The 24,983-nt window shown below is 67.4% G+C and carries 19 protein-coding genes; 4 read left to right on the forward strand and 15 right to left on the reverse strand.

Features of this window, described 5'->3' with window-relative positions; translation table 11 throughout:
- Window positions 1–3: 3 nt before the first annotated feature.
- The 4 genes from nusA to HCH03_RS10065 all read right to left on the reverse strand — a co-directional run bounded on the left by nusA (window position 4) and on the right by HCH03_RS10065 (window position 8,263).
- Window positions 4–1,221, reverse strand: a complete 1,218-nt coding sequence (gene nusA / locus HCH03_RS10050) for a transcription termination factor NusA (RefSeq protein ID WP_080143238.1) — start codon at window positions 1,219–1,221, stop codon at window positions 4–6.
- A 15-nt stretch (window positions 1,222–1,236) separates the two neighbouring features.
- Window positions 1,237–1,707 carry a ribosome maturation factor RimP gene (gene rimP, locus HCH03_RS10055; protein WP_080143239.1) on the reverse strand — a complete coding sequence of 157 codons (471 nt, stop codon included), beginning with the start codon at window positions 1,705–1,707 and terminating at the stop codon, window positions 1,237–1,239.
- Window positions 1,708–2,120: 413 nt separating this feature from the next.
- Window positions 2,121–2,921 carry a hypothetical protein gene (locus tag HCH03_RS10060; RefSeq protein ID WP_221689392.1) on the reverse strand — a complete coding sequence of 267 codons (801 nt, stop codon included), beginning with the start codon at window positions 2,919–2,921 and terminating at the stop codon, window positions 2,121–2,123.
- 29 nt (window positions 2,922–2,950) lie between these two features.
- Window positions 2,951–8,263 carry a fibronectin type III domain-containing protein gene (locus HCH03_RS10065; protein WP_221689393.1) on the reverse strand — a complete coding sequence of 1,771 codons (5,313 nt, stop codon included), beginning with the start codon at window positions 8,261–8,263 and terminating at the stop codon, window positions 2,951–2,953.
- A gap of 248 nt (window positions 8,264–8,511) precedes the next feature.
- On the opposite strand from HCH03_RS10065, the gene HCH03_RS10070 reads away from it, so the two are divergent.
- Window positions 8,512–8,829 (forward strand): hypothetical protein, encoded by a 318-nt coding sequence (locus HCH03_RS10070; protein ID WP_185905088.1) that lies wholly within the window; start codon window positions 8,512–8,514, stop codon window positions 8,827–8,829.
- Complete coding sequence (locus HCH03_RS10075) at window positions 8,816–9,088, forward strand: type II toxin-antitoxin system RelE/ParE family toxin (RefSeq protein WP_080143242.1); 273 nt, start codon at window positions 8,816–8,818, stop codon at window positions 9,086–9,088. Before HCH03_RS10070 ends, HCH03_RS10075 begins: the two co-directional genes overlap by 14 nt.
- On the opposite strand, the gene HCH03_RS10080 is transcribed toward HCH03_RS10075, so the two are convergent.
- From HCH03_RS10080 to HCH03_RS10095, 4 genes are all read right to left on the reverse strand, one after another.
- The gene (locus tag HCH03_RS10080; protein WP_221689394.1) at window positions 9,082–9,891 is read right to left on the reverse strand and encodes a TorD/DmsD family molecular chaperone; all 810 of its coding nucleotides are present in this window, start codon (window positions 9,889–9,891) and stop codon (window positions 9,082–9,084) included. The genes HCH03_RS10075 and HCH03_RS10080 overlap by 7 nt on opposite strands.
- Window positions 9,888–11,108 carry an NrfD/PsrC family molybdoenzyme membrane anchor subunit gene (gene nrfD / locus HCH03_RS10085; RefSeq protein WP_221689410.1) on the reverse strand — a complete coding sequence of 407 codons (1,221 nt, stop codon included), beginning with the start codon at window positions 11,106–11,108 and terminating at the stop codon, window positions 9,888–9,890. Before nrfD ends, HCH03_RS10080 begins: the two co-directional genes overlap by 4 nt.
- 117 nt (window positions 11,109–11,225) lie before the next feature.
- Complete coding sequence (locus tag HCH03_RS10090; protein WP_080143244.1) at window positions 11,226–11,849, reverse strand: 4Fe-4S dicluster domain-containing protein; 624 nt, start codon at window positions 11,847–11,849, stop codon at window positions 11,226–11,228.
- Window positions 11,850–11,859: 10 nt separating this feature from the next.
- Entirely contained in the window at window positions 11,860–14,268 is a 2,409-nt protein-coding gene (locus HCH03_RS10095; protein ID WP_221689395.1) for a molybdopterin-dependent oxidoreductase, read from the reverse strand.
- A gap of 285 nt (window positions 14,269–14,553) precedes the next feature.
- On the opposite strand from HCH03_RS10095, the gene HCH03_RS16820 reads away from it, so the two are divergent.
- On the forward strand, window positions 14,554–16,140 hold the full coding sequence (locus HCH03_RS16820) for a PucR family transcriptional regulator (RefSeq protein WP_221689396.1): 1,587 nt from the start codon (window positions 14,554–14,556) through the stop codon (window positions 16,138–16,140).
- 427 nt (window positions 16,141–16,567) lie between these two features.
- Here the strand turns inward: HCH03_RS16820 and HCH03_RS10105 are convergent, their stop codons facing one another.
- Together HCH03_RS10105 and HCH03_RS10110 are read right to left on the reverse strand one after the other, a co-directional pair.
- Window positions 16,568–18,256 (reverse strand): AMP-binding protein, encoded by a 1,689-nt coding sequence (locus tag HCH03_RS10105; protein ID WP_221689397.1) that lies wholly within the window; start codon window positions 18,254–18,256, stop codon window positions 16,568–16,570.
- A 319-nt stretch (window positions 18,257–18,575) separates the two neighbouring features.
- Window positions 18,576–19,151, reverse strand: coding sequence for a helix-turn-helix domain-containing protein (locus tag HCH03_RS10110; RefSeq protein ID WP_221689398.1), 576 nt, complete (start codon window positions 19,149–19,151; stop codon window positions 18,576–18,578).
- A 183-nt stretch (window positions 19,152–19,334) separates the two neighbouring features.
- On the opposite strand from HCH03_RS10110, the gene HCH03_RS10115 reads away from it, so the two are divergent.
- A complete protein-coding gene (locus HCH03_RS10115; RefSeq protein ID WP_221689399.1) occupies window positions 19,335–20,558 on the forward strand; it encodes an MFS transporter in 1,224 nt (407 codons plus the stop codon).
- 177 nt (window positions 20,559–20,735) lie between these two features.
- On the opposite strand, the gene HCH03_RS10120 is transcribed toward HCH03_RS10115, so the two are convergent.
- From HCH03_RS10120 to HCH03_RS10140, 5 genes are all read right to left on the reverse strand, one after another.
- A complete protein-coding gene (locus tag HCH03_RS10120) occupies window positions 20,736–21,224 on the reverse strand; it encodes a DUF1269 domain-containing protein (RefSeq protein WP_080143250.1) in 489 nt (162 codons plus the stop codon).
- A 291-nt stretch (window positions 21,225–21,515) separates the two neighbouring features.
- The gene (locus HCH03_RS10125) at window positions 21,516–21,815 is read right to left on the reverse strand and encodes a ferredoxin family protein (RefSeq protein ID WP_221689400.1); all 300 of its coding nucleotides are present in this window, start codon (window positions 21,813–21,815) and stop codon (window positions 21,516–21,518) included.
- Window positions 21,812–23,113, reverse strand: a complete 1,302-nt coding sequence (locus HCH03_RS10130) for an FAD-dependent oxidoreductase (protein ID WP_221689401.1) — start codon at window positions 23,111–23,113, stop codon at window positions 21,812–21,814. The genes HCH03_RS10125 and HCH03_RS10130 overlap by 4 nt, the downstream gene beginning before the upstream one ends.
- Before the next feature lie 242 nt (window positions 23,114–23,355).
- Window positions 23,356–24,246, reverse strand: a complete 891-nt coding sequence (locus HCH03_RS10135; RefSeq protein ID WP_221689402.1) for an electron transfer flavoprotein subunit alpha/FixB family protein — start codon at window positions 24,244–24,246, stop codon at window positions 23,356–23,358.
- Window positions 24,247–24,266: 20 nt separating this feature from the next.
- Window positions 24,267–24,983, reverse strand: a 717-nt coding sequence (locus HCH03_RS10140; protein ID WP_221689403.1) for an electron transfer flavoprotein, incomplete at its 5' end; no start/stop codon positions are given.

Consider the following 24,983-nt stretch of genomic DNA (forward strand, 5'->3'; position numbering starts at 1 on the left):
CCGCTATTCCCCGTCGAGATCGGCGTGCACGCCGCAGTACCGGCTGCCCGGACGGGCATGGTTGCGGCAGCGGGCGCCGTCCTCGCTGACGTAGGCGCACAAACCCGCCTCGTCGTCGGCTTCCACGTCCTCGTCGATGAGCATGTTGTCGCCTGCGGACAAGGGCTCGCCGGCGAACGAAGCGCTCTTGATGTCGATGTGCCAGCCCGTGAGGCGCGCGGCCAAACGCGCGTTCTGGCCCTCCTTGCCGATGGCCAGCGACAGCTGGTCGTCGGGGACGATGACGGTGGCGTAGTGGTTGTCCTCGTCGATGATGACGTTCGTCACCTTCGCAGGAGAGAGCGCGTTGGCCACGTAGGTGCCGGGGTCCTCGTGCCACTGGATGACGTCCACGCGCTCGTTGCGCAGCTCCTCCACCACCATGCGCACGCGGCTGCCCTTCGGGCCGACGCAGGCGCCCACCGGGTCGAGGTTCGCCTCGCGCGAGGACACCGCGATCTTCGAACGGGCGCCGGGCTCGCGGGCGATGGATTTGATCTCCACCATGCCGTCGTAGATCTCCGGCACCTCGATCTCGAACAGGCGGCGGATGAGGTCCGGGTGCGTGCGCGACACCACGATGGCCGGGCGCGCCTGCTCGCCGCGCATCTTCGGCGCGTCGGAGTTCGGATCGCGCACCTCGATGATGAGCACCTTGAGGCGCTGGTTGTGGCGGTAGTGCTCGTTGGACGGGCGCTCGTTGCGCTCGTTCGGGTTGCGCTTCTGGTCGTAGTGCGGAAGCTCCGCCTCCACGCCGTCGCGGATCTTGATGATGGTGAAGTCCGGCGTGCCCTGCAGCACCGTGCCCGTGACCAGATCGCCCACGCGGCCCGAGAACTCCTCGTAGATGGACTGGCGGCCGGCCTCGCGCACGATGGAGGCGATGACGCCCTTCGCGTTCTGCGCGGCGATGCGGCTCACGTCGGCCGGCGTGACGTCGCGCTCCTCGAACTCGCTGTACTCGCCGGTCTCCTCGTCGGGCTCGCCCACGGGCACGAGCTCGTACACGTAGATGTGACCCGTCTGGCGGTCGATGGTCACGCGAGCGTCCCACTCGAGGTCGAGGATGCGCTCGTAGCTCTTGGCCAGCGACTGCTCCAGGCGCTCGATAAGGTAGAACTCGTCAATCTTTCGCTCGTGGGCCAGCGCCTGCAAGGCCTCGATCAGTTCTGAAGTTGCCACGTCTGAAGTCCTTTCCTATGAGCTGAAATCGATCGCGCCTTTGAGGTGGGCGCGTTTGATGTCGGATACGGGGATGGGCACGATCGCGCCGTCGACGTCGAGCTCCACCGCGTCGCCTTCCACGCGCGCGATGGTGCCGGTGAAGGCGCTGCGGCCATCGAGCGGCGACGTCGTCTTCACCACGGCCGTCTCGCCGGCGAAGCGCGCGAAGTGCTCGGGCGTGCGCAGCGGGCGGTCGATGCCGGGCGACGACACCTCCAGCGTGTAGGCGCCGGGGAACGGGTCGAGCTCGTCCATGATCTCGTTGATCCATACCTGGGCCGCCGAAAGCTCGTCAAAGCTCACGCCGTCGGGCGTATCTATATACACGCGAATCGTGGGGGCCTTTTTCGCGCCCACCACCTCCACGGTGACGATCTCCACGCCCTCCGCGTCGGCTCGGGAAGCCAGCGCGTCGAGCAGCTGCTGTTCCTTCTTGCTGAGCACGTCCGTCTCCTCTCGCCCCGGCGCGCCTTCTCCCGCGCGCCGTCGTGCCGTGTCCCGGCGGCCGCGCCCCTTCCGTTTGACGAACGGAAGCGATGCGACCCCCTACAAACAAAGAAAGCGGGAACAGGCCCACTTTCTCATGTTTCGAAAGTATGGTGCGCACGTACCTCTCACCCACATCGTGCGCGTTTGCTTTGACGTTTATACCATAATTCGCGGCTCTTGCCTAGTGCGGCCATCAGGCCAATCGCAATCTCCTCATATTTAGCGGGGCGCGGGGCGCCGGAAAGCGACGCTGCGCCGATGCCCCCGAGAAAGGCAACCTCCCAAGGGACGGGCTGCTGCCCGGCCCTACGGGAGGAAAGGTCGCGCCGGAGCCGTCCGCCGTTCCGAATCTGTCGCGGGCAGGTTGGCTAGCGTTGGGATTTGCGGCGGGCAAGGACGACGAGCGCCCCGGCGCCGACGACGGCCATGCCGCAGGCGGCCAGCACCGTCGCGAGGTTGTCGCCCGTGGTCACCAGCGGGGAATCGGTGCCGGACGGAGCTCCCGGGCTCCGGTTCGCCGAGCCGTCGGATCCCGAACCGTTGCCCGAACCCGAGCCGGTGCCGCTGCCCGAACCCGTACCGTCGCCCGTGCCGGATCCGTCGCCCTTGTCGGCGTCGTCGTCACCGGCGGGCGGCGTGGGCGGGTTCGGGGAGACGCCCGCCCCCACTTCGACCGACACCGGTTCGCCGGCGAACAGCTCGGGCATGGATGCGTCGTGCGCGCCGTTCACCACGCTCAGCTGGCCGGCACCCACCTGAACCGTCGTGCCGTCCGGCGCCGCCACGTGCACGGCGCCCAGCTTCAGCGGAGAGGTTGCGAACAGGTCCACGTCGCCGGCAAGGTACAGGTTGAGGCGGCCCTCTCCCCCCTCGTGCTGGTAGCGCGCCTCTTTAACCGCAACGCCTTTCAGGGAGTCATCGAAAGCGAACTCGGCCTTCACGCCGTCCAGATCGTCGCCTTTCAAGGTAAGCACCAATCGAAGGGCGTACACCTCGTCGCGCGCCCCGTCGGGCAGGTTGATGGCCACGGACACGTCGTCCGAGCCGTCCACCTTCTGAAGGACGGCCTCGGGGTCGACGTCCGCCCAGGCGATGCCCGGGATCAGCGCGAGGCAGAGGGCGAGCGCCGCGAACGCGCCCGCGGCAAGTTTCTTCATCGTGTCAGTCATATCTCCAACCGTTCCTCTCGCGGTGCGGGCTAGTGGTTGCTCGGGGCGGATGCGGCGCCGTTGAACTCGATGTCGGGCAGCGTGTCCGGCACGCTCGCCAGCAGCGAGTCGCTCGTCAGGCGCTGGCCCTCGTTCGTCAGCGCGTCGTCTACGCGGTAGAGCTCGGCGCGAACCTGCTTCGGCAGCCGCATCTTCTCGAGCGCCGCGGGCTCGATCCAGTACACCCAGCGTCCCTCGGACGTCTCGCCGAGCATCGCGTCGCCCGGATCGGGCGCGAGGATGATCTGGCTCGCAACCAGGTTGCCGTCGGCGTCCGCACCGCCCACCACGTTGCCGTCGGCGTCGTAGAGCACGACGACGTTGTAGGCCGGATTGCCCTTGTACGAGCCGGTGAACACGAGCGACCCCTGCGGAATGGACCGCGCGGCCTGGCCCTCCACGGCCTGCTGGTACACGAAGTCGCTCTTGAGGATGCCGATGGCCGGAACGCCGTCGGCGTCGAGCAGCTCCACGTTGTCGCCGGAGGGGCCGAACACGTCGATCTCGCCGACGGACAGCTCCTTGCCCGCCTGGCCCGTGCCCGTGACGCGCAGGTAGCGCGCGTCGTAGGTGCAGACCCACGGGTCCTCGCCGTTGTCGAAGTAGAGCGTGGCGGCGCCGTCGTCGCCCAGCTGCAAGCTTCCCTCTTTGATAATGGTGTAGGTCTCGCCGTCCAGGCTCGTTTCTATGCGGTAGGCCCCCAACGCCGCGCCTTCGCCCTTGAGCGTGTAGCGCACCGCCGTCACCGGCGTCGATGCACCCATGTCGATGGTCAGGTAGGGGTCGCCCTCGGCAGACGCGCCCGTGAACGCGGTGGCGGCGTCGCCGTCCACGACGAGCGCGGAAGCCGGCTGCGGCTCGGGCGCGTCGGGATCGTCGTCGGTCGCGGGCGGAACCGCATCCTGCGTGGAGATCATGTTCGTGTCCACCGTCCAGCCGGCCTTGTCCTGCAATCCGTCGCCGGAGAGCTTCACCGCGTCGAGCGTCGTCGATGCCGAGCGGTTGAGGAACTTGTCCACGGCCGTCACCTCGTAGGCCACGGCGCGGTTGCCGAGCGACGAGGCGTCGTCCTCGTACGTGCCGTCGGTGGAGAAGCCCACCACCTCGCGCTGCGGCTGGCCGCCCGCGTAGGTGATGCGGGCGATCTCGTAACCGAGCACGGAATCGCCTGCGGAAGCTTCGGCGCCCAGCGTCAGCACGACCTCGCTGCCGCTCGCCTCGACCGAAGCCTTCACGACGTCCTTCCCGGCCACGGCGCCAACGTCTTCGTGGGCGCGCGCCCAGCCGCGAGCGTCGTCGTTCGCGTAGCAGATCGCGCGCTCCTCGGCAGGGAACTGCCTCACGTACGCGGCCGTGGTCGCGTCGGCCGCGATACCCCAACGCTCGAAGAACTCCGTGAGGTCGCGCTCGGCCGCGGCGCTCGCCAAGCGCATGATGTTCTGGCTCTCGCCGCCGTCCAAGACGAGCGCGACGCCATCGGGCGCGGGCGCCGTGCCCGGGCGGCGTGCGTAGCTGTCCACGCGGGCGAAGAAGTTGTTCTCGAACGCCTCCTGGTAGGTGCCGTACAGCTGGTAGGGCTCGCCCGCATCGTAGGCCAGCGCGAGCTGCCAGTACATGGCCAACTGGATGAACACGCTGCCCGTGCGGCCCTCGTCGCCCGAGGTCACGCGCTGGTACACGTCGTCGTACGAGAAGCGGGTCGAACCGTAGGGGCTTCCTTCGGAGCCGTACGTGTCGATGGTGCGCGCTAGCTGCGCGAAGTAGTTGTTCGTCACCTCGGCGTAGGCGTACTGGGACTGGTTGATGTTGTGCCCGATCTCGTGCGCGATGCCCCAGCCGAACAAGTTGCCGGACGCCTTCGCGCCGCTCTCGTCGAACACCGCCGGATTGGCCTTCGCGAGGCCCGGCACCGAGCCCCACTCGATGCCGATGTGGTTGCCCGCCGCGTACATGAAGGCACCCGCCCCCATGCGCGTGTAACGGATGTTCAAATGCTGCGAGGGCAGCGAGTTGGCCGTGACCACCGCGGCGGGCGTGCCGTCGGCAAACGAGCTCGCGAGGCCCTTGCGCTGGTAGAACAGCTCCATCATCTGATCCATCGCGTCGAGCGAGCTGAGCAGCTTCCGCGCCCGCGCGTCCGTGGAGCCCTCGCCCAGGCCCGCGAGGATCTGCTGGGCGGGCACCGAGTACATCATCTGGTCGAGCAGCACGTCGGTGGCGTTCAGCACGCAGTTCTGCGCGTCGTAGGCGTACTGCACGGCGGCGTTGTCGTCGCCCGCATGCGCCTCGTCGTGGCGCGCCTCGAGCTGCGGCACGTAGGCCTCCAGCGCCTGGACGTACGCCGTCGTGCGCGCCAGGCGCTCGGTCGGGTCGTCCACGTGGTACAGGTCGAGGGAAGGCGTCACGGAGACCCCGCTCACGCGCACGCCCCAGTCGTCGGCGTTCGAGTCGCCCGTGTACTCCACGTAGAGCTGGCCGCCCTTCTCGAAGTCGAGCGTGGAGAGCTGCGGGATGGTCACCTCGTTGCGGCCCGCCTTGAGCGTGGCGAGCACCTTCGTGGCCCCGCCTTCGGCGTGCTGCTGCGACAGCACGAGCCGCAGCGGCGCGGTCGAGCCGGTGGCCTTGCCCGCCGCGCCTGCGTAGACGACGATCTCGTCGCCCGCCGCGGCCACCGCGCCCAGGGGCTGCCAGGCGTTCAGACCGCCGATGCCGAGGCTGCGCGAACTGTCGCGCTTGGCAGAGATGGCGTTGTGCACGCGCACCGTGCCCTCGAGGCCCTCGGTCGCCAGCAGCTTGCGAGCGGAATCGAGCTCGGTTTGGAGCGCCGTGCGGTACGGATGGAATTCGCCGCTGACCTCGTCGGGCGCATCAAGGCGCCGCTGGAGCGCGTCGATGCCCTCGACGGTCACGCTGTCCTTGAGCTCGAGGTGCAGGTCGTCGGCGTACAGCGCCATGATGTCGGCCTCGAGGCTGTCGTAGGCATGGAACCGCATCTCGGCGATGACCACGTTCGGCGCCCACCAGGCGCGCCCGGTAGCCACCTTGACCTTGCCGGTGGTGACGGGCTCGGCCAGCTTCGCCAGCGCGTACTTGCGGCCATTCTGGCCCGTGCGCATCTGCACGGCAGCGTCCACCGTCTTCCACGCGCCGGCTTCATCGACGTAGCTCACGTTGACCTTCCCGAACGGCACGCCGTCCTGCACCTCGGCGAACGAGATCATGCCGAGCGTCTGCGGCTCGTCGAACTCCACGGTGACGCCCTTGTTCGATCCGGGGTAGTATCCACCCTCGTCCCAGTCGTTCACCTGCAAGTACGATCCGTAGTTGTCGTCGAAGAGGCCGAGCGCGCTCTTGGCCGTGCCGCTCGCGGTATCGAGCGGGCTGTCCACCATGGATCCGCGGCCGTACGTGGCCGATGCGATGTGCGAGAGGTAGGCGCCGTCGGCGTTCTTCGTGTTCACCAACCGGTATTCCGGAAGCTGCGCCGGGTTGACGTTCGTGGTGCGCGCCGTCGCCGCGAGCGAGGCGCCGCTTTCGCCTATCTCGTTGACGCCCGTCACGTACACCTGGTATTCGGTGTCGTCTTTCAAACCCGTCACCTGGTACGATGCCGATGCGATGCCGCCGATCCTCGTGTAGGCGCCGCCCTCGTCGGCCTTCTCGCGGTAGAACAGGTTGTAGGAGTCGGTGTCCTCCATGTTTTTCCAGCTGACGGATAGGCTGCGGTACGCGCCGACGACCTTGAGGCCCTCGGGCGCGTCGGGTTTGCTGGTGGTCTTCGGCGTGACTTTGGCTTCGGTCGACCACGGGCTGCGCCAGTCGCCGTTCACGGAGCGCACCTTGATGGCGAACTCGGTGCCGTTCGCGATCTTCTTTCCACCGAACGAGGTGACGGTGAGCGAGACGGCCGTGGTGCGCTTGACCTCTTCCGTGCCGTTGGCGCTGATGGAGAGCTCGTAGCCCGTCACGTTGGTGGAAGCGTCCCACGAGACGGTGAATTTCTTGCTGCCGGGCTCGGCTTGCAAGTTCACCGGCACGCTCATATCGGGCTCGGGAATGCGTTCGGCCATGTCGTTCAGGAACTCGACCTTGGATATCTCGGCGAGGTTGGCGCCGCCGGACGTCTTGGTGATGGTGAGCGTGACCTTCTTCACGGCGATCTGGCCGCCGAAATCGATGACGATGGTGCCGTCATTGCCGATCGTTGCCGTGGGAGCCGCCGCCCGAGAGCGGAAGAAAGCGGCACGCGAATCGGGCTTGGCGATGGCGACGTCTTCATAGGAGCCGTCCGCGAACTCCACGCGCACGGCGCCCTGCTCCACGGCGCCCTCGCTTTGCGGTGGCACGCTGATAACCATGCCGTCGACCAGCGGAGCCGCGTCGCCGTTCGGGGCGAGATCGAAGTCGACCACCACGGGATTGCTTTCCGTGATGGGGTTCTGCGACTCGAAGGTGACCGGCGACGCGCCCGCAAGCAGTTCAGCCGGATCGCTCGACGCCTTGATACCGTCGTTCACCTCGGCTTTCACCGCCGCAGCCGAAACAGACCGCGCCAACGTGGCGTCGATCTGGCCCTTGCCGATGTTCGCAGCGGCTATCTGGAGGTCGGCAAGCGTGACGGAACCGTCGCCGTCCATGTCGCAGGAGGATTCGTAGGAGGACGATTCGAGCACGTCGACGATGGCCGCGGCGTCGGCGCTGTCGATGACGCCGTCTCCCGTGGCGTCGCCCGACAGCATCACGCCCGGGTGCGCCGCTTCCAAATTCACCAGCAGGTCGCCCGTGCGCAGCTCCAAGGACACGGCGTCGGCCTTGACCTCGATCTGCTGTCGATAGGACAGGAAGCCGGGCGCGCTCACCGTGAGCTCGTAGACACCGTCGGCCAAATCATCGAAGCGCACAGTGCCCTGAGGGTCCGCCGCGGAAAGCTCGGCCGTCCCGGTGCGGCTGTAGCCGTCGGGTCCCGCAAGCAGAACGGCGTACGAAACGGAGGGCGCCGTCTCGCCGTCCGCAGCGGCGTCGAGAACGGCCGTGCGGCCCTCGATCAACCTCGTGCGCACGGAACCCGCTTGCTCGGGAGCGGAGGAGACTTCGTCATCGATTGGCGCGACCTCATTGTCGGGAGACGGCAGCGACGCCGGCTGGAACGCGGGCGTCTCGGATTCCTCGGAAGGAGCGGTGGGTTCCTGGATCTCGCCCGGTTGCGGGTCATCGCCGTCTGCGGCGTAAGCCGGAACGGTGCACAACGAGGAAGCCAGGACGACGACGAGCGCCGCCGACAGCACACGGGTACTGCGTTTCATGTTCGTTTTCCGTTTCTCGCCAGCTATTACGTAGGTGCGGGAAAGTCCCGCGAAATATGCGAGTGGAATAATACCATAAAAGGTAACGAGAAGGTAACGGAAAGTCGCAAACGAGCAGCCTGACAAGGGACGCGAGGCGGAAGCCCTGCATAAGGATGTAGACGCACGGCGAAGACCCTTGCTTTATACGTATTTTTCGATGTATTATTTACTGTATATTTGACATAATGAGCGACAAGGAGTGCAGCATGGTGCAATTCGAGAAGATATACCCGGTGTCGGCCATGCAGCGCAAGCAAGGAGAACTTAAGCAAGCAGCCCAGGAGGGCATCGTTCGCATCACGGAAAACGGCTCCGCCGCCTATGTTTTCTGCTCGGAAGAGGTGTTCCTGAACACGCTCGACCAAACCGCCCGCGAAGCGGCCTATGCGGCGCGGCTCGACGAGGTGCTCGCCCGCGGACGGGACGACGTCGCCTCCGGCCGTTACCACACCGACCCTGACGCGGCTTTGAGCGCTATCGAGGCCATACGCTCGTCGATGGGGCTGGCAGATGAAGAAGGCTAAGGTTGTTTTCACCCATGGGTTCGAACGGGACGTGGCCGCCAAGGTGGGGCGCGCCTCGAAGCGAAAGGAAATCGTCGACGTCGCCATGCTCGTTGCCGACATGCCCGCCCTCGGAAGCACGAACGTTCCAGCCTCCGTCATCGACAAGTACGGAGACGGCGTGAGGAAGGCGGTCGTATCCCCCTTCCTCATCGTGTACGAGCTGCAAGACGGCGAGGCGCGCATGATGGGTCTTCTGCACGAACGGGAAGCTTACTGAGGGTTCCCGATGGCGGCGCAGAGCGCCTCGGCCACCTCCGCGATGCCCAGGTAGTAACCGTCCGGCGCGCTTTCGGCCACGCGCTCGCGGAACGCCGTCGCCCACGATGCGGGATGCTCGCGCGCGAACGCGCGCAGGCGCGCCTCGGTCCCACCATGCTCTTTCGCGATCCCGTCGCGGGCCGCGTCCGCAGCTGAACCGTCCGCGGCACGAACGGCCGCCCCGCTTGCGGCGTCTGAATCCTCGCAAGCGGAAGCCCGCGCACCGATGCGGCGGCAGAGCTCGGCGGCGTAGAGCAGCTCGATGCCCAAGTGGTCGGCGTACTGGTTGCTGCCGCCCGCCAGCTCCAGGCCGGCCTCGCGCAGCAGGTCCTGCATGGCCACGGTGGCGCGGCCGAAGCCCACCTCCCCCAACTCCCCACTGCGCGCGTACATCGTCTCCCACGGCGGGGCGGCGGGTTTGGGCGGGCCGATGAAGAGGCGCGCGTACTCCACGTTCGCGCGCCTCACGGCCGCATCGACCTCCGGGCTCATAACCCGGAGGTCGTGCACGCGGGCCTTCATGCGCGCGAGAGCGCGCTCCGTCGCCTCGCCGCAAGCGGAGGCGCCGTCGGCGACAAGCCCGTCGCACGTCGCGAGCCCCGCGCCGAACTCGTCCCAAAACGCCTCGTCCAGACCGAACGCCGTCTCGACCGTCAGGGGCGAGAGCAGGCTGTTGCCCAGAAACGCGAGCCGCTCCGCCAGCAGCCCCCACCGCTTCGACGCATCGGCGCCTTCGAGCGCCGCGCCTTGCACGGTCGTCATTTCGCGGGGGTCGGAGTCGTTTTGCCCGCAGGGACGGAAGGGGCGCACCCCGCAGCCGCCGGAGCGCCGCCCACCGTCGGCGCCGCGTCGGCCGGGGCCAGCCCCGCCGCCACGTCGTCGGCCAGGGCGGGAGCCGGGTCGTAGCTCAAAAACAGCTTGGTGAGCACCAGGAAGGCCAGCACGCCCAGCGCGAACATGCCCACCACGATCATGAGCTCGGGCAGCGTGGGCGCGTACGAGCTGGTCACGGCCCAGGCGTCCATGCCAGCCGCCCCGTGCGAGGACGACGAGCCTGTGATAAGCCCCGGCGCGCCCGCCACGTTCGGGTAGAGGAAGCTGGTGAACAAGAGCCATACGCGCTTGCAGAACACGCCCACCACCACGCCGGCCGACGCCAGCGCCACGAGCCCCATGCGGCGGCGGTTCTTCGCGAACACGAGGATGCAGAACGGGATGATCACGCCCACGATGACCTCGGTCCAGAAGAACGGGGCGGTGGCACCCGTGAACAGCGCGGCGAGCTCTTCCATGCCGTGCTCCGTGCCCGGATACGCCATCGTCAGTATCTCGCAACCCACCATGTAGCCGTCCACGGCGATGCACACGGCCAGCAAGCCCGCCAGGTTCGCGATGAGCTTCTTCGACGTGGCGAACACCTTGGCGCGGTTCATCCACAGAAGCCCCAGCAGCAGAAGCGCCAGGCCCGAGTCCATGGCCGAGGCCACGAACAGCGGCGCCATGATGGTGGAGTACCAGCCGGCGCGCGCGATCTGCAGGCCGAAGATCCACGCCGTCACGGAGTGCACGAGGATGGCCACCGGCAGGGCGAAGCGGCTCACGATAGCCACCTTGTCCTGCGCGCCGGGCTTCTTCGACGTCATGAAGTACAGGTACACGAGGTTGATAACAAGGTACGTGGTGATGACGCAGATGTCCCACAGAAGCGGCGACATGAAGTTCGGCGATGCGAACAGGTTCAGCAGGCGCACGATGCCGCCCAGGTCGATGAGCACGAACGCGCCGGCGATGCAGATGCACACGAGCGACACGAGGATGGCGGGCAGCGCCACCTTCTTGTACTCCTTCACATGGAAGATGGACGCGGACGACGCCACAATGAGGCCGCCGGCCGAGAGCCCGACGAAGAACATGAAGCAGGCGATGTAGAGACCCCACGACGTGCCGTTCGACATGCCGGTGACGCCCAGGCCGCCCATGAACTGCCAGACGTACGCCCCCGCGCCGGCCAGCACGAGCACGGCCAGCACGGCGAAGGCGACCTTGTACCCGGTCGAGAGGTTCTTGAGATTCGAGAAATTCACGTTGCTTCCTCCCTAGCCGATATAGAACAATTGCGGGCGGGTGCCCTTTTCTTCCAGCAGATGGTGGACGTCGACGGCGCGCTCGCGGGCGAGCTTGGAGATGTCGCTCTCGGGATCGTCCAAATCGCCGAACGTGCGGGCGCGGGCCGGGCACACGCGCACGCACATGGGCACGTCGCCCGAGTCGGTGCGCTCCTTGCACAGCGTGCACTTCTCCATGACGCCCTTGTTGCGCACGGGCACGCGCGCGTCGCCGTAGTTGACGTCGGGGTCGCGCACGGGCTCGTCCCAGTTGAACACGCGGGCGTTGAAGGGGCAGGCCGCCATGCACATGCGGCAGCCGATGCACTTGTCGTAGTCGATCTCCACGCGGCCCTTCTCGTCCTTGTAGGTGGCGCCCGTGGGGCACACCTTCAGGCACGCCGCGTTCTCGCAGTGCTGGCACTGCACGGGCAGGTACGTGCGCGTGAGGTTGGGGTACTCCCCCACGGCGCCGTCCATGGTGTCCACGCCCTCGGTGAGGATGCGGTTCCAGAGCATTCCCATAGGCACGTTGTTCTGCATCTTGCAGGCGTTCGCGCAGGTGTGGCACCCCACGCAACGCTCCTTGTTGATGGCTATGGCCAGTTTCGTCATGGCTGCCCCCTTAGGCTTTCTTCACTTGGACGAGCGTGTCCGAGAACGGGATGACCGGGCCTGTGGCCAGCTCGTAGCCGCGCTCGATCATGGTGTCGTTCGTCACGCTCTGGAGGTTCCCGGACGCGAGGTAGTCGGCCGAGGCGCCCTCGATCATGCGCGCCGAGCCGGGCCGCACGGCCGGGTTCGCCTTCACGCGGCACTGGAAGCTGCCGCGTGCGTTGAACACCTCGACCGTGCCGTCGGCCTCGATGCCGCGCGAGGCGAGCTCGGCGGGGTTCAGCTCCACGTAGGGCTCGTAGTACTGCTGGATCCACGAGGCGTCGGCGAACTGGTTGTGGATGCGGAAGCGCGAGCGCACGTTCGCCAGCTGCAGCGGGTAGCTCTCGCGCGCGGGGTTGCCGTCGTAGGCCTCGGACGGATCCTCGTAGGCGGGCAGCGCCTGGCCGAAGTCCACGAGGTTGTCGTAGTACACGTCCATGCGGCCGGACGTCGTGCCGAACACGAGGTCGGGGAATTCCTGGCGGGGCTTCTCGATGCCCTCGAGCGGGTAGGCGCCGTGGTTCTCGTTGATCGCCTCGACGGTGAGCGCGCTGGTGTAGGGGTCCTCCGAGTTGGCCAGCATGGCGTCAACCCATTCCCGCGAGGTCTTGGGCAACGCGTCGGCCACGCCCAGGCGCTCGGCCAGCTCGCGCTGGATGCGGAAGTCTGTGCGCGCCTCGAACAGCGGCTCGATGACCTTGTTCTGCAGCACCAGCTGGTTGTAGCCCACCTTCAGGTTGCCCACCTCCTCCTCGTTCTCGAAGCGGGTGGCCGCGGGCAGCACGATGTCGGCCCACTTGGCGCCCTCGGTGAAGTAGGGGTCGATGGACACGATGAAGTCGAGGTTCTTCGCCCATTCGAGGGTGGTGTTCATGTTGGCGTAGTGCTGCTGGAAGAAGTCGCCGCAGCAGATGAAGGCGCGCACCTTGTTGGCCTTCGTGCGCATGTCGTAGGCCGCCATCTCGTCGTCGGCGGAGGCCAACTCCTCGGGCAGCTCCCAGCTGGCGAGGTTGCCGGTGTATCCGTTCCAGGCGCCGCCCACGAACACGCCGACGTTGGCGCCGGGCTTGCAGATGTTGCCCGTGAGCGCGGCGAGCACGGCGGCCGCATGGCCGGCGATGTCGGCGTTGGCCATCTTGTCGTTGCCGCCCCACCCGAGCGCGATGGACGCGGGGCCGTCCTGCGCGTAGGCGCGGGCGAGCTCCTCGATGCGCGCTTGCGGGATGCCCGTCTTCTCGGACGCCCAGGCGAGGGTGTGGGGCTTTTGGTTCTCTTTGAACAGGGTGAACACGGTGGCGTAGGTTGCGCCGCCCTCGGCGTAGCGGCCCTCGAGCGCCGGACGGGCCGCGGCCGTGTAGGGCGCGCGCGCGTTCGCGGAGGCGTCCCACACGAAGAAGGGGTTCTGCTCGCCGGTTTCCGGCTCCTCGGCGGCCGGGTCCTCGGCGTGGTCGCGCACGAGCTTGCCGGTCTGCTCGTCCACCAGGTACGGGAAGGCGGTGTGGGCGGCCATGAACTCCTCGTCGCACCACCCGTTGTCGACGATGGCGCTGGCCATCCCTAGGAACAGCGCGGCGTCGGTGCCGGGCGCGATGGGAATCCACTCGTCGGACTTCGACGCCGTGGTGGAGAAGTGCGGGTCGACGGTGATCATCTTCGCCCCGGCCTCCTTGGCCTCGAAGAACAGGCGCACCTGCGGCAGCGTGGACTCGCAGAAGTTGCTGCCCACGGTGAGCACCATGTTGGCGTTGACCCAGTCGCGCGCCTCGCCCGTGGCGTAGGCGTAGCCGCCGCCGTGGCCGATGGCCGGGTCCAGGCCGTTGCCCGTGCCGTTGTCGATGCCGCCCATGCCGCCGGTCTGCGCGCCCAGCATGGGTGCGAGGAACGGGAAGCTGGCTTCGGTGGTGGCCCCCACCATGACGCAGTCGCGGCCATGCTCCTTCTGCAGCCGGGCAAGGTTGTCCACGATCTCGTCGTAGGCCTCGTCCCAGCTGATGGGCTCGAACTCGTTCGCGCCGCGCTCGCCTGCGCGCCGCAAAGGCGTCTGGATGCGGTGCGAGCCGTAGATGTGCTGCACCTCCGAGATGCCCTTGAGGCAGATGGTCTCGTAGCGGTCGTCCACGCAGTCGTTCGGCTCGACCTTCACCAGGCGGCCGTCGCGCACGGTGCACTTGAGCGGGCACATGCCGCCGCAGTGCCCCTGGTGGTACGTGCAGGCCGTGCGCTCCTCGCCCGCGACCGCCGCCTCGGCGCCGGCCGGCCCGATGCCCGCGTACGCCTTCGCCGGGGCAAGCCAGCCCCCCGTCGAGAACATGCCCGCCGCCGCGGCCGCGCCGCAGGCCGCAGACCCTTTGAGGAACCCGCGCCTCGTCAGCTCCATACGGTCCTTCCTCTCTTCGTTCGCTCTTCGTTTTTCCCAGAATGGATGTTTTTTCGACGGCGCACAGTGTATGGAGGCGACGGAAGCCCGTCATCGTTCCGCCGGCCGAAATCTGGCCCGCCTGTTTTGTGCATTATGAACAATGTCGTAAGATATACCTGATGAAATGAGTAATTGTCAGAGCGGCGAGAAGCGGGCGTTGTCGAAACGTCACCGAGCGCCGCGCGCCGTCCGCGCCGCTCGCGGGTCGAAAACCGCACCTCGCGGCCTTGGAAAGGGGCAGTCGTGAACTTCAACCTCGACCTCGTGCTCGCCGAATTGGCCGACCTGGCCCCGACGGCGCGCCACCGCCACGACTCGCGGCTCGACCTCGACCGCATCGAGGTGTTCAGGCCCCTGAGCGTTCCGCGCGCCGAGAGCCTGTTCGTGATCGACGCGGACTCGTTCGCCGCATTGGACGCCTCCTTCGCCGAGGCGGGATCCTTCCTGGTGCTGGGAGCCGACGCCCCGACGGAGGGCGCGGAGGAAGCGTGCGCGCCGCCCGCGCTGTACGTTCCCGCCGGGGATGCGCTTCCCGCGCCCGGCGAGATGCTCGCGCGCCTGCTGGACATGCGCACGCGCCTGGACGCATGGTCGGAGGCCCTGCTCACGGCTATGGCGCGGGACGCCCCTTTGCAGGAGGTGTTCGACCTGGCCGCGCAGCGGTTCGCAAACCCCCTCATGCTCTCCGACGCCACGCTGTACTTCGTGCTGGTGGCGGGCAAGCTGCCCGAGGAGCTGGACGACCGGCTGTGGACGTCGGCCATCGCGACGGGCGCATGCCCCATCGAGCTGTGCATGGAGGCATGGGCGGCGGGCTCGTCGGACCCCGGCGCGCAGGATCGGGCGTTCCTCATGGACAACGCCACCGGCGACGGGCGTAGCTACCTCGTGCGCAACCTCATGTGCGGCGGGGCGTACTACGGATGCTTCGAGCTCGTGGACGTGAACGCGCCGTTCGAGCCGGCCGACTTCGCGCTCGTGGACTATTTCGGCAACCTGCTCTCGCTCGTGATGCCGCGCCGGAGCCGACCGGAGCCGACGGAAGAGCCGCTGGGGCCGCTGCGCGATTTGCTGGACGGGCGGTCGGTGCGCCCGCAGGTGCTGGAATACGCGCTGCGCAAGGCGGGCTGGCGCGCCGACGATCGCTTCTTCGTCGCGCGCTTCAGCGCCGCCGAAGCCGCCGAGGACGCCGGGGCGCGCGGCCAGACGGTGCGGCTCGTCGCCGAGGTCTACCCGCTCGCCCGTTTCTTCGACGACGGGCCTGCGGCGTTCATGGTGGCGCGCGACGCCGACTACCCGTTGGCCGCGCTCCATGCGCGGCACGCGGCCCGCGAGGTCGATGCCGGCGCAGAGCCGCGGTTCCGTGCGGGCTTCTCGTCCCTGTTCGCCGACTTCTCGCTCGTGCGCACGGCCGCCGACCAGGCAACGCTCGCCTACGACCTCGTGGACGACGCGGAGGTGGGCGGCGCGTTCGGCTCCACGCTGTCGTGCTTCTACGACGACTGCTGGTTCGAGGACCTGCGCGTGCGCCTGGGCCTGGACACGGACGCGGCGTGGCTGCTCGACCACGCCGCCGTGGCGCTCGCGCGCGCCGACGCCGAGGACGGCGCCGCGTACGTGGAGACGGCGCTGACCTACCTCGAGCACGGCTGCAACGCCACGCGCACGGCCGAGGCCCTGTTCATCCACCGCAACACGCTGGCCTACCGCCTGAAGCGCATCAAGGCCCTGTCCGGCATCGACCTCGAGAGCCCCGCCGCCGGCAACGTCGACCTGCTGCGCGTGTTCCTGTCGTGCAAGCTGCTGGCCCGCCCCGGTCGATCGACCTGACGGAGGCGGGTCGAGCGGGATTGAGGAATATCGACGACTCCGCCTGCGCCAAACCAAACCCAGGCTGCCATCGGCCTCATGGGGCCAATGGCGCCATGAGGCATCTCTTTGGCACAAAAATCACCGACTCCCCCCTGTGCGCGGCACGTTGCCCGCAACATCAAAACGCGCGAACTGGGCAAACAGTCGGCACGCTCGACCGCAAAAGAGCTGCCGGGGCTTTTTTCAAACCCAAGCAGGGGGACATCGGTGATTTTTGCGCTTTGCGAGGGCCTGGCCGCATTCGGCTTAGCCCGAGGAACCGACCCGGCAGGCGCAAGGGCGCATGCATGCCGAGAGCCGCGCTCGATCAGCTCGCGTGCGCCCCGCACCGGCGCACGCGAGCCCTACCCCCCAAAAAACCGTTCTTTTTTGGGAGATTCGTTTCCTACTTCCCGGCTTTGACCAGCTCTTCGGCCATTTCGCGCAGCTTGAACTTCTGCACCTTCATGGACGGGGTCATAGGGAAGTCGTCCACGAAGAACACGCGCTTGGGCACCTTGTAGCGGGCGATGCGCGGGATGGACCACGCGCGCACGTCGTCCTCTGTCATGTCCTCGTGGCCGGGACGCACGCGGATGAACGCGCCCACGATCTCGCCGAGGCGCTCGTCGGGGATGCCCACCACCTGCGCGTCCAGCACCCCGGGCATGGTGAGCAGGAAGTTCTCCACCTCGAGCGGGTAGATGTTCTCGCCGCCGCGGATGATCATGTCCTTGATGCGGCCCGTCACCCGGTAGTAGCCGTCCTCGTCCACCGTGCCCAGGTCGCCCGAGTGCAGATATCCGTCGGCGTCGATGGCGCGCGCCGTCTCCTCGGGCATCTTGTAGTAGCCCTTCATCACGTTGTAGCCCTTGCAGCACAGCTCCCCCGGCTCGCCCACGCCGCAGATGTGCCCATCGGCGGGGTCGATCACGCGCACGTCCACCGGCGGATGCTTGCGACCCACCGTCTCGCACTTGTGCTCGATGTCGTCGTCGGCGCTCGTCTGCGTGAACACGGGGCTCGTCTCGGTGAGGCCGTAGCAGATGGTGATCTCCTTCATGAACATCTTGTCCATGACCTCGCGCATAGTCTCAGGCGGGCAGGGGCTGCCGGCCATGATGCCCGTGCGCAGGCTGGAGAGGTCGAACGTGTCGAAATCGGGGTGGTTCAGCTCGGCGATGAACATGGTGGGCACGCCGTACACGCTGGTGGCGCGCTCCTTGTGGATGGCCTGCAGCACGAGCCCCGCGTCGAAGTCCTCCACGATGATCATGGTGGAGCGGTGCGTGAGGTTGGCCATGACGCCCAGCACGCAGCCGAAGCAGTGGAAGAACGGCACCGGCAGCGTCACACGGTCGTCGGGTCCGAGCTTCTGGCCCTCGCCGATGTAGAAGCCGTTGTTCAGGATGTTGCGGTGCGTGAGCATGACGCCCTTCGGGAAGCCCGTGGTGCCGGAGGTGTACTGCATCATCACCACGTCGTTGTTGTCGAAGTGGGTCTCCGCCTCGGCCAAGGCGTCCTCGGGCACGTGCTGGCCGAGCAGCACGAGCTCCGGCACGCTGTAGCAGCCGCGGTGCTTCTCGGGGCCCATGTAGATGATGTTCTTGAGGTGCGGGTACGTCTCGGACTCCAGATAGCCACGCTGCTGCATGAGCGTCTCGGGCACGAGCTCGCGGATGATCTGCAGGTAGTCCACGTCGCGGTAGGCGTCGATAACGCAGAGCGCCTTCATGTCGGACTGCTTCAGCACGTAGTCCAGCTCGTGGCTCTTGTACACGGGGTTCACCGTGACCATGACCACGCCTATCTTGGCCGTGGCGTACATGAACGTGAGCCAGTCGGGGATGTTGCGCGCCCACACGCCCAGGTGGTCGCCCGGACGCATGCCGATGGCGAGCAGGCCGCGCGCCAGGTTGTCGGTGCGCTCGTCGAAGTCGCGGTACGTCCAGCGCAGGGCGCGATCGGGGTACACGACGAACTCGTGGTCGGGATCGACGGCAACCTGGTCGCGGAAGTAGCGGCCGATGGTCTTCTCGGAATGGAGCGGGTAGTCGGGATCGCCCGGGACGGGGGCGGCGGTGGCTTCGGGCATGGCGGTTCCTTTCTCGCAGGTCGACCGTAGGGGCGATCTCCTGATCGCCCGCTCGCGCAAAGCGCGAGAACGCGGCCCTCGGTTGCTTTTCCGGCTTGCGCCGGAACGGGCGATCAGGAGATCGCCCCTACGGGATCAACTTCGTCGCAGGTAGAACGAAAGGCGCGCAGGTTGGCGCTAGTAAGTCAGCGAGGGCGTCTGCGGTGCCCGAGATTCGCGGGATCGCGGAGGCGAAGCGTACTTCGGTACGCGAGCCTCCGGGATCGTGCGAAGATCGGGTGCCGCAGGCGGCCGCAGCGTCGAGTGTATACCCCGATCGTCAGATCGGGGTATACACGACGGCCAGGAACTTCGCCTTCTGACCGTCGTGGGCGCGCACCTGGTGGGGCACGATGGAATCGTAGTAGATGCTCTCGCCGGGGTGCAGCACGTAGACGTCCTTGCCGTACTCGATCTCGATGCAGCCTTCCATGCCGTAGAGCCATTCCTCGCCCTCGTGGCCCACCAGCTCGTGGTCGGTCTCGCCGGTGGGGTCCACCGTGATGACGAACGGGTCCATGTGGCGCGAGGGCCGCCCGGCGGCAAGGCTGAAATACGAGAGGTCGCCGCCCGAGGTGGTCTCCAGGCTCTTCACGCGCTCGACCTCGGCCATCTGCTCGCGATCGATGTAGGCGGGGCCCAGGTTCTCGTCGTCGTCCATGAGCGTGCCCAGGCGCACGCCCAGCGCGCGGGTGATCTTGATGAGCGGCGCAAGCGACGCGGGCACGTCGCCCGCCTCCAGCCCCTCGATGACGGACACGTCGCATCCGCAACGGTCGGCCAGGTCCTGCTGCGACAGATGGTGCGCCTCGCGCAGCGTGGCGATCTTCTTCCCCAGCTTGTTGTCTTCGTCCATGGCGTGGTCCCCCTCGTTGTTCGACGCTTCGAATCGTATGCCGGCCATTATCCCCCGAGAACGATCGCAAAGCACCCCTTGAAAAGGCGTTTGAGGGCACAGCGGCGGCGAAGGGCGCGCGGTGCTATACTTTCGGGCGGCCTGCGGTTGCGCGGGTCGAACGACTTCGAGGGGAGAAAGTCAATGCAGCTGGTGCATCCGCAGAAGCGTTTGGGGCCGCGCTCGTTCTTCGTATGCGCGCTGGCCATCAACCTGATGCTCATTTTGTCCATCGACCTGTACGTGCCGGCGTTGCCGAGTATGCAGCGCGCGTTCGCCGTGTCGGAGGCGTACCTCAACCTCACGGTGTTCGCGTTCTTCGCGTTCTCGGCCGTGGGCGTGGTGCTGGCCGGGCCCTTGAGCGACCGCTTCGGACGCAAGCCCGTGATGGTGGCGGCGTGCGGGCTGTTCGCCGCGTCGTCGCTGGCCTGCACGCTGGCCCCGTCCGTGGAGGCGCTCGTGGCGTTCCGCATCGGACAGGCGCTGGGCTACGGCGCGGTCATCACCATCGAGACGGCGCTCATCAAGGACGCCTACGCCGGAAGCGACCTGCAGCTGGCCATGACCACGCTGCAATCGCTCATCATCATAGGCCCGGCAGCCGCCCCGTTTCTGGGCACGTTCATCCTCACGCTGACGGACTGGCGCGGCGTGTTCGCCTTCCTCACCGCGTGCGGCGTTCTGGCCTTCGCGCTGTCGCTGCTGATCTCCGAAACGCACCCGCGCGAGGAGCGCTCCGAAGGCGGCGTGGGCGCGTCGCTCGGCGCCATGATGCGCGGGGTGCGCGTGCTCGTGCGCGACCGGCCGTTCATGGCGCTCGCCCTGTTCATGGGCGTGGCGGGCATGCCGTACTTCGCGTTCATCGCCGTGGTGAGCTACGTGCTCATGGACTTCTTCGCCGTGTCGTACCTCACGTACAGCCTGGTGTACGCCGCGGCGTGCGTCGTGACCATCGCGGCGCCCTACGTGTACGTGGCGCTGTCGAAGCGCATGAGCGTGCGCGCCATCCTGAAGCTGTGCGTGGTGCTGACGGCGGCCTCGTTCGCATGCATGGCGCTGTTCGGCATGGCGGGGCCGTGGCCGTTCCTCCTGGCGTTCGTGCCCTACGCGCTGGCCGAGGGCATCGTGCGCCCCATGGCGTTCGTGGTGCTGCTGGACCAGCCGCCCGACCGGGTGGGCGCCGCCTCGTCGTTCTCGAACTTCTCGTACAGCATCCTCACGTCGGTGGCCACCGTCATAGCCACGCTGGCCTGGCCGAACTTCATCGTGGGCATAGCGGTGCTGACCGCCGGCACCGCCGTAGTCATGGTGGTGCTGTATCTGTGGGGATTGCGGAAGCAGGGAGAACGGGAGACGCCGTCTGCGTGAATGCGGGCGCGGGCAAGAGCGGGCGCGCGAGGTGCCCTCCCCTGCCTCGGGTTCGCGAGGGCAAGAGAGCGCTTTGAAGGACCTATAGAATGCCCCGCTTGGGACGATTCTCAAGCGGGGCATTAACGGGCGAAGCGCCGCACGGATAGATCGGGTGGTCGTATCGTCGCTGAGTGCCTAGTTCTTGAAGAGGGCGTGCTTCAGCTCTTCCTCGTCCTTGACGGAAAGCGACGTCTGCAGCACTTCGCCGCCGAACGGGCGGATGGCGTCGATGAACTTGTCGGTGGTCATCTCGTCGACCACCATGAACACGGCCGCGCTGTCGTCGGAGGAGAGCAGGTTGCGCACGCGGTCTTGGAAGTCCTTGTCCACGCCGTGCTTGACGATGGCGCCCGTCAGCGCGCCGATGCCGGCGCCGAGCGCCGCGCCGAACACGGGCACGAAGAACAGCAGGCCGAACAGCACGCCCCAGAACAGCCCCCAAACCGTGGAGGTGCCCACCTTCGAGCCAGGCGTGACGACGTCGTACTTGCCGTCGGCACGTCGGGCCACGACGGCAACGGACTGCAGGCTGACGATGAGGTTCTTATCAAGGTCGAGAACCTTCTGGTAGGCGGACTTCGCTTCCGCCTCGCTCGGGTATCCGAGCACGATGAGAGTGCTCATGCTGGGGCTCCTTTCGATGGTTTGCTTCGAAGCCCCACTGTAAAGCTCTGCGACCGAGGAAAGACGGAAGGGGGCGCGTTTGCCTCCTGTTCGACACCGTGGCGTAAGCGAGCCGCAGCGCGAGGGTGGCGGTTGCCGGACATCTCGGCTTTGATGGCAGCGCGTCGAATGTCCAAAAAAAGGGTCAGGCACCTTTCGGGGCATTTTGCAGAACTGCCGCTGCCGGGAAACGAGCAGCCGGCCCCGTGCGCACGGGGCCGGCCGGAAGAAAAGGAGGATGCGCTCGGAATCCTAGCCGAATCGGTACTCCACGCCCATCGTGGGCTGGGGGTTCTCCCACTTCCTGACGATGGTGGAGCCGCAGGCGATGCGGCAGGTGCCGCACTCCAGGCAGCCCGCGTAGTCGAAGGACTTCTTGCCCTCGGCGTCGACCTTGTAGAGGGCCGCCGGGCAGACGCGCACGAGCTTCAGGAACTCCTCGTCGTCGGGGTCGTCCACCAATTCGATGTGCGCGCTCTCCTCGTCCACCTCGTACTTGTCCAGCGCCAGGAACTCGTCGACGTTGACCGTGATCTCGTTGACCTCGCTCACAGCGACTTCACCGCCTTCCGAACCTCGCCGGCCAGCTTGAGCAGGCCGCGCTTCTTGACAATGGGCATCATGCGCTTCATGAGCGGCTTCTGGGGCTGCCCGTCCACGCTGAACATGGCGTTGAAGATCTCCTTCGCCATGACCGGGTAGTCGGTGAACATGGAGCCCCACCCCTCCATGACGTGCGGCCACTTGGAGAAGGTGCGCAGGTCCTGGATGACGAAGGAGCCCTCCATCGCGGTTTTGTAGGAGGCGAGGCCGGCCTCGCCCACGTCGCCCTTGTCGATGGCCTCGACCGCGGCCTGGCCGGCCATCTGGCCGGAGGCCACCGCGAAGTCCATGCCGCGCACCTGGTAGCCCATGTTCATGCACAGGCCCGCCGTCTCGCCGGCGACCAGGCAGCCGTCGAACACGTACTTGGGCACCATGTCGTACCCTCCCTCGGGCACCATGTGGCCGGAGTGCTCCACGAGCTTGGCGCCCTTGATGATGGGTGCGACCGCCGGGTGGCCCTTGAAGTCCTCGAGCATCTGGTACACCGGGTGGGGGTTCGAGGCGTCGGCCGCCGTGGAGATGGTGGCCACGAGGCCGAGCGAGATGGAGTCCTTGTTGGTGTACAGGAACCCTCCGCCCACGTTGCCGTGCGTGCAGTCGCCGACGAAGAGCATCGCCGCGCCCTCTCCCTCCGGCACCAGGAAGCGGTCCTCGATCTGGCCCGCCGGCAACTCGAACACCTGCTTGATGCCCACGGCCATCTGGCTCGCCTTCGGGCGCGGGTTGCCCAGGCACTTCTCGGACAGGATCGGGTTCACGCCCTCGGCGAGGATGGTCACCTGCGCGGTGATCTCGTCCTCGCCCGCACGCACGCCGATCACGCGGCCGGAACCGTCCTTGATGAGCTCCTCGACCGCGATGCCGCAGATGTACTCCGCGCCGGCGTCCTCGGCCTTCGAGGCCAGCCACTGGTCGAACGGCGCGCGCAGCACGGCGTAGGAGTCCTTACCCTCCTGGCCCAGCTCGTCGCTCGTGAAGTCGATGGTCATGTTCGAGCGGGGGTCGAGCATGGCTATGCGCTCGTGGGTGATCTTGCGCTCGAGCGGCGCCTCCTGCTCGAAGTCCGGGAAGACCTTCTTCAGGCTGTGGGAGTAGATGCGCCCGCCGGTCATGTTCTTGGCGCCGGCGAAGTTGCCGCGCTCCACGACGAGGACGGACTTGCCGGCCGTCGCCGCCGTGTAGGCCGCCACGGCCCCGGCGCAACCCGAGCCCACGACGATGATGTCGAAATCGGTTTCAGACACCGTGGTTCCTTTCTCGATGAGCTTGCGTACGGCATCGCGTCGATGCCGTGATCTGTTTCGTAGGCTGCCATCCCGAACGGGCAGGCGCGTGCCGGTTTCGGCAGGGTGCCGACGGGCTGGCGAAGGTCCCGTCGGAGAAGAGGAGGGTTGGCGCGCAGCCTGCCTCGCTCGGGATGGCAGCCTGGCCCGGGTCCGGTGCGCTTAGAAACAGCGCACCGGAGACTCGGACCGGGAGGTTCTTCCTACAGCGCCGCCGCCAGGGCCGGCAGGACGTCCTTGATGTCGCCCACCAGGCCGTAGTCGCACTGCTTGAAGACGGGGGCGTTCTTGTCCTTGTTGACGGCGAACATCGTGCCCGCGCGGTTGCAGCCCACCATGTGCTGCATCTGGCCGGAGATGCCGCAGGCCACGTAGACCTTCGGCGAGAGCATGAGGCCCGACACGCCCACGTAGAGCTCGGTGGGCAGCCAGTCCACGCCCTCGGTGAGGGGACGCGAGCAGGCAAGGCCGGCGCCGATCTTGTCGCAAAGCGCGCGGGCGAGGTCGAGCTCGGCCTCCTCGGCGAAACCGCGGCCCGCGGCCACGACGACGTCGGCCTTGTTGAGATCGACGCCGCTCAGCTCACGGGGCTTGGAGTCGACGAGCTCGAGCGCGACGGCCGGAGCCACCCAGGCGGCATCCTCGACGGCGTTCGCGCCGGAGGGCTCGGAGCCCTCGAACGCACCGGCGGTCACGGTGTACACGGCCACATCGGTGACCGGCTTCTGCACGCGCTCGGCCACGCCGCCGAAGTACAGGCTCTTCGCGCCGTCGGCGGCGAACTCCATGACATCGGTGATCACGGCGGTGCCCGCGTGCGCGGCCACGCGGCCGGCGATGGACTTCAGGTGGCGCGTGGGCTCCACCAGCACGACGCCCGGCTGCTCGGCGTCGAACACGGAGACCACGGTCGCGGCGGCGTCATCGTACACGGCACCGGCGGGCAGAGCGATGCGGACGATCTTGTCGGCCGTGCCGTCGGCCACTTCCAGGCCGTCGATGGCCACGAGCACGACCTCGTCGGCCATGGTGCGCGCGCCGGCGGCGAGCTCGCGGGCGGCGTCGGAGCGTTCAGCGAGAACGAGTGCTTTCATTGCGGTGTTCCACCTTTCCCTTAGAGAGCTGCCTTGATGGCGGCTGCGAACTGTTCGATGGCGCCATCTGCGGAGGCGTCGAGGATCTCGAGCTTGCGGTCGGCCTGCTCGGGGGCCAGCGTGGACACGGCCTCCACCGAGCCGGCGGGCGCGCCGGCGGCGGGGCGCACGTCCATGGGCTTCTTGCCCGCAGCCAGAATGTCCTTCATGCCGGGGATGCGCGGCACGGCCACGTCGGGGGAAACGGACACCACGGCCGGCAGCGGCACGCGCACCGTCTCGACGAAGCTCTCCAGCGTGCGCTCCACCAGCAGCGAGCCGGCCTCGGGCGTGATCTTCGTCACGCCGTTGACGGAGGGCACGCCCAGGCGGGCGGCCAGCTGCACGTCGACCTGCTGGGCGTAGTTGTCGGCGGAGCCGTCGCCCATGAGGATGACGTCGTACTCGCCCACGAGCGCGGCCAGAGCCTCGGCCGTGGCGTGCGCGTCCATGCCCTCGCAGGCGTCGTCGGCGCACATGACGAGCTCGTCGACGCCGCGGGCGAGGACGTTCTTCTTGAGCTTGGAGTCGTCGACGGACGCGGGGCCGGCGGTGACGGCCGTGACCTTCGAGCCCTCGACGGCCGCGGCCAGCTGGGCCGCGGCCTCGATGGCGTTCAGATCGTACGTCGACACGGTGCCCTTGGCCTTGGAGTAGTCCAGGGTGCGGTCGGACGCCACCTGGATGTCCTGGTCGTC

It is taken from the genome of Gordonibacter massiliensis (ex Traore et al. 2017) (assembly GCF_019731765.1).
Lineage (GTDB): Bacteria > Actinomycetota > Coriobacteriia > Coriobacteriales > Eggerthellaceae > Gordonibacter > Gordonibacter massiliensis.

What these genes read in the sequence shown, in the direction of transcription:
- HCH03_RS10060 (WP_221689392.1), bottom strand. Translation starts at nt 2,921, where the DNA reads ATGACTGACACGATGAAGAAACTTGCCGCGGGCGCGTTCGCGGCGCTC.
- HCH03_RS10065 (WP_221689393.1), bottom strand. Translation starts at nt 8,263, where the DNA reads ATGAAACGCAGTACCCGTGTGCTGTCGGCGGCGCTCGTCGTCGTCCTG.
- HCH03_RS10070 (WP_185905088.1), top strand. Translation starts at nt 8,512, where the DNA reads ATGGTGCAATTCGAGAAGATATACCCGGTGTCGGCCATGCAGCGCAAG.
- HCH03_RS10075 (WP_080143242.1), top strand. Translation starts at nt 8,816, where the DNA reads ATGAAGAAGGCTAAGGTTGTTTTCACCCATGGGTTCGAACGGGACGTG.
- HCH03_RS10080 (WP_221689394.1), bottom strand. Translation starts at nt 9,891, where the DNA reads ATGACGACCGTGCAAGGCGCGGCGCTCGAAGGCGCCGATGCGTCGAAG.
- nrfD (WP_221689410.1), bottom strand. Translation starts at nt 11,108, where the DNA reads ATGGGCGGCCTGGGCGTCACCGGCATGTCGAACGGCACGTCGTGGGGT.
- HCH03_RS10090 (WP_080143244.1), bottom strand. Translation starts at nt 11,849, where the DNA reads ATGACGAAACTGGCCATAGCCATCAACAAGGAGCGTTGCGTGGGGTGC.
- HCH03_RS10095 (WP_221689395.1), bottom strand. Translation starts at nt 14,268, where the DNA reads ATGGAGCTGACGAGGCGCGGGTTCCTCAAAGGGTCTGCGGCCTGCGGC.
- HCH03_RS10105 (WP_221689397.1), bottom strand. Translation starts at nt 18,256, where the DNA reads ATGCCCGAAGCCACCGCCGCCCCCGTCCCGGGCGATCCCGACTACCCG.
- HCH03_RS10110 (WP_221689398.1), bottom strand. Translation starts at nt 19,151, where the DNA reads ATGGACGAAGACAACAAGCTGGGGAAGAAGATCGCCACGCTGCGCGAG.
- HCH03_RS10115 (WP_221689399.1), top strand. Translation starts at nt 19,335, where the DNA reads ATGCAGCTGGTGCATCCGCAGAAGCGTTTGGGGCCGCGCTCGTTCTTC.
- HCH03_RS10120 (WP_080143250.1), bottom strand. Translation starts at nt 21,224, where the DNA reads ATGAGCACTCTCATCGTGCTCGGATACCCGAGCGAGGCGGAAGCGAAG.
- HCH03_RS10135 (WP_221689402.1), bottom strand. Translation starts at nt 24,246, where the DNA reads ATGAAAGCACTCGTTCTCGCTGAACGCTCCGACGCCGCCCGCGAGCTC.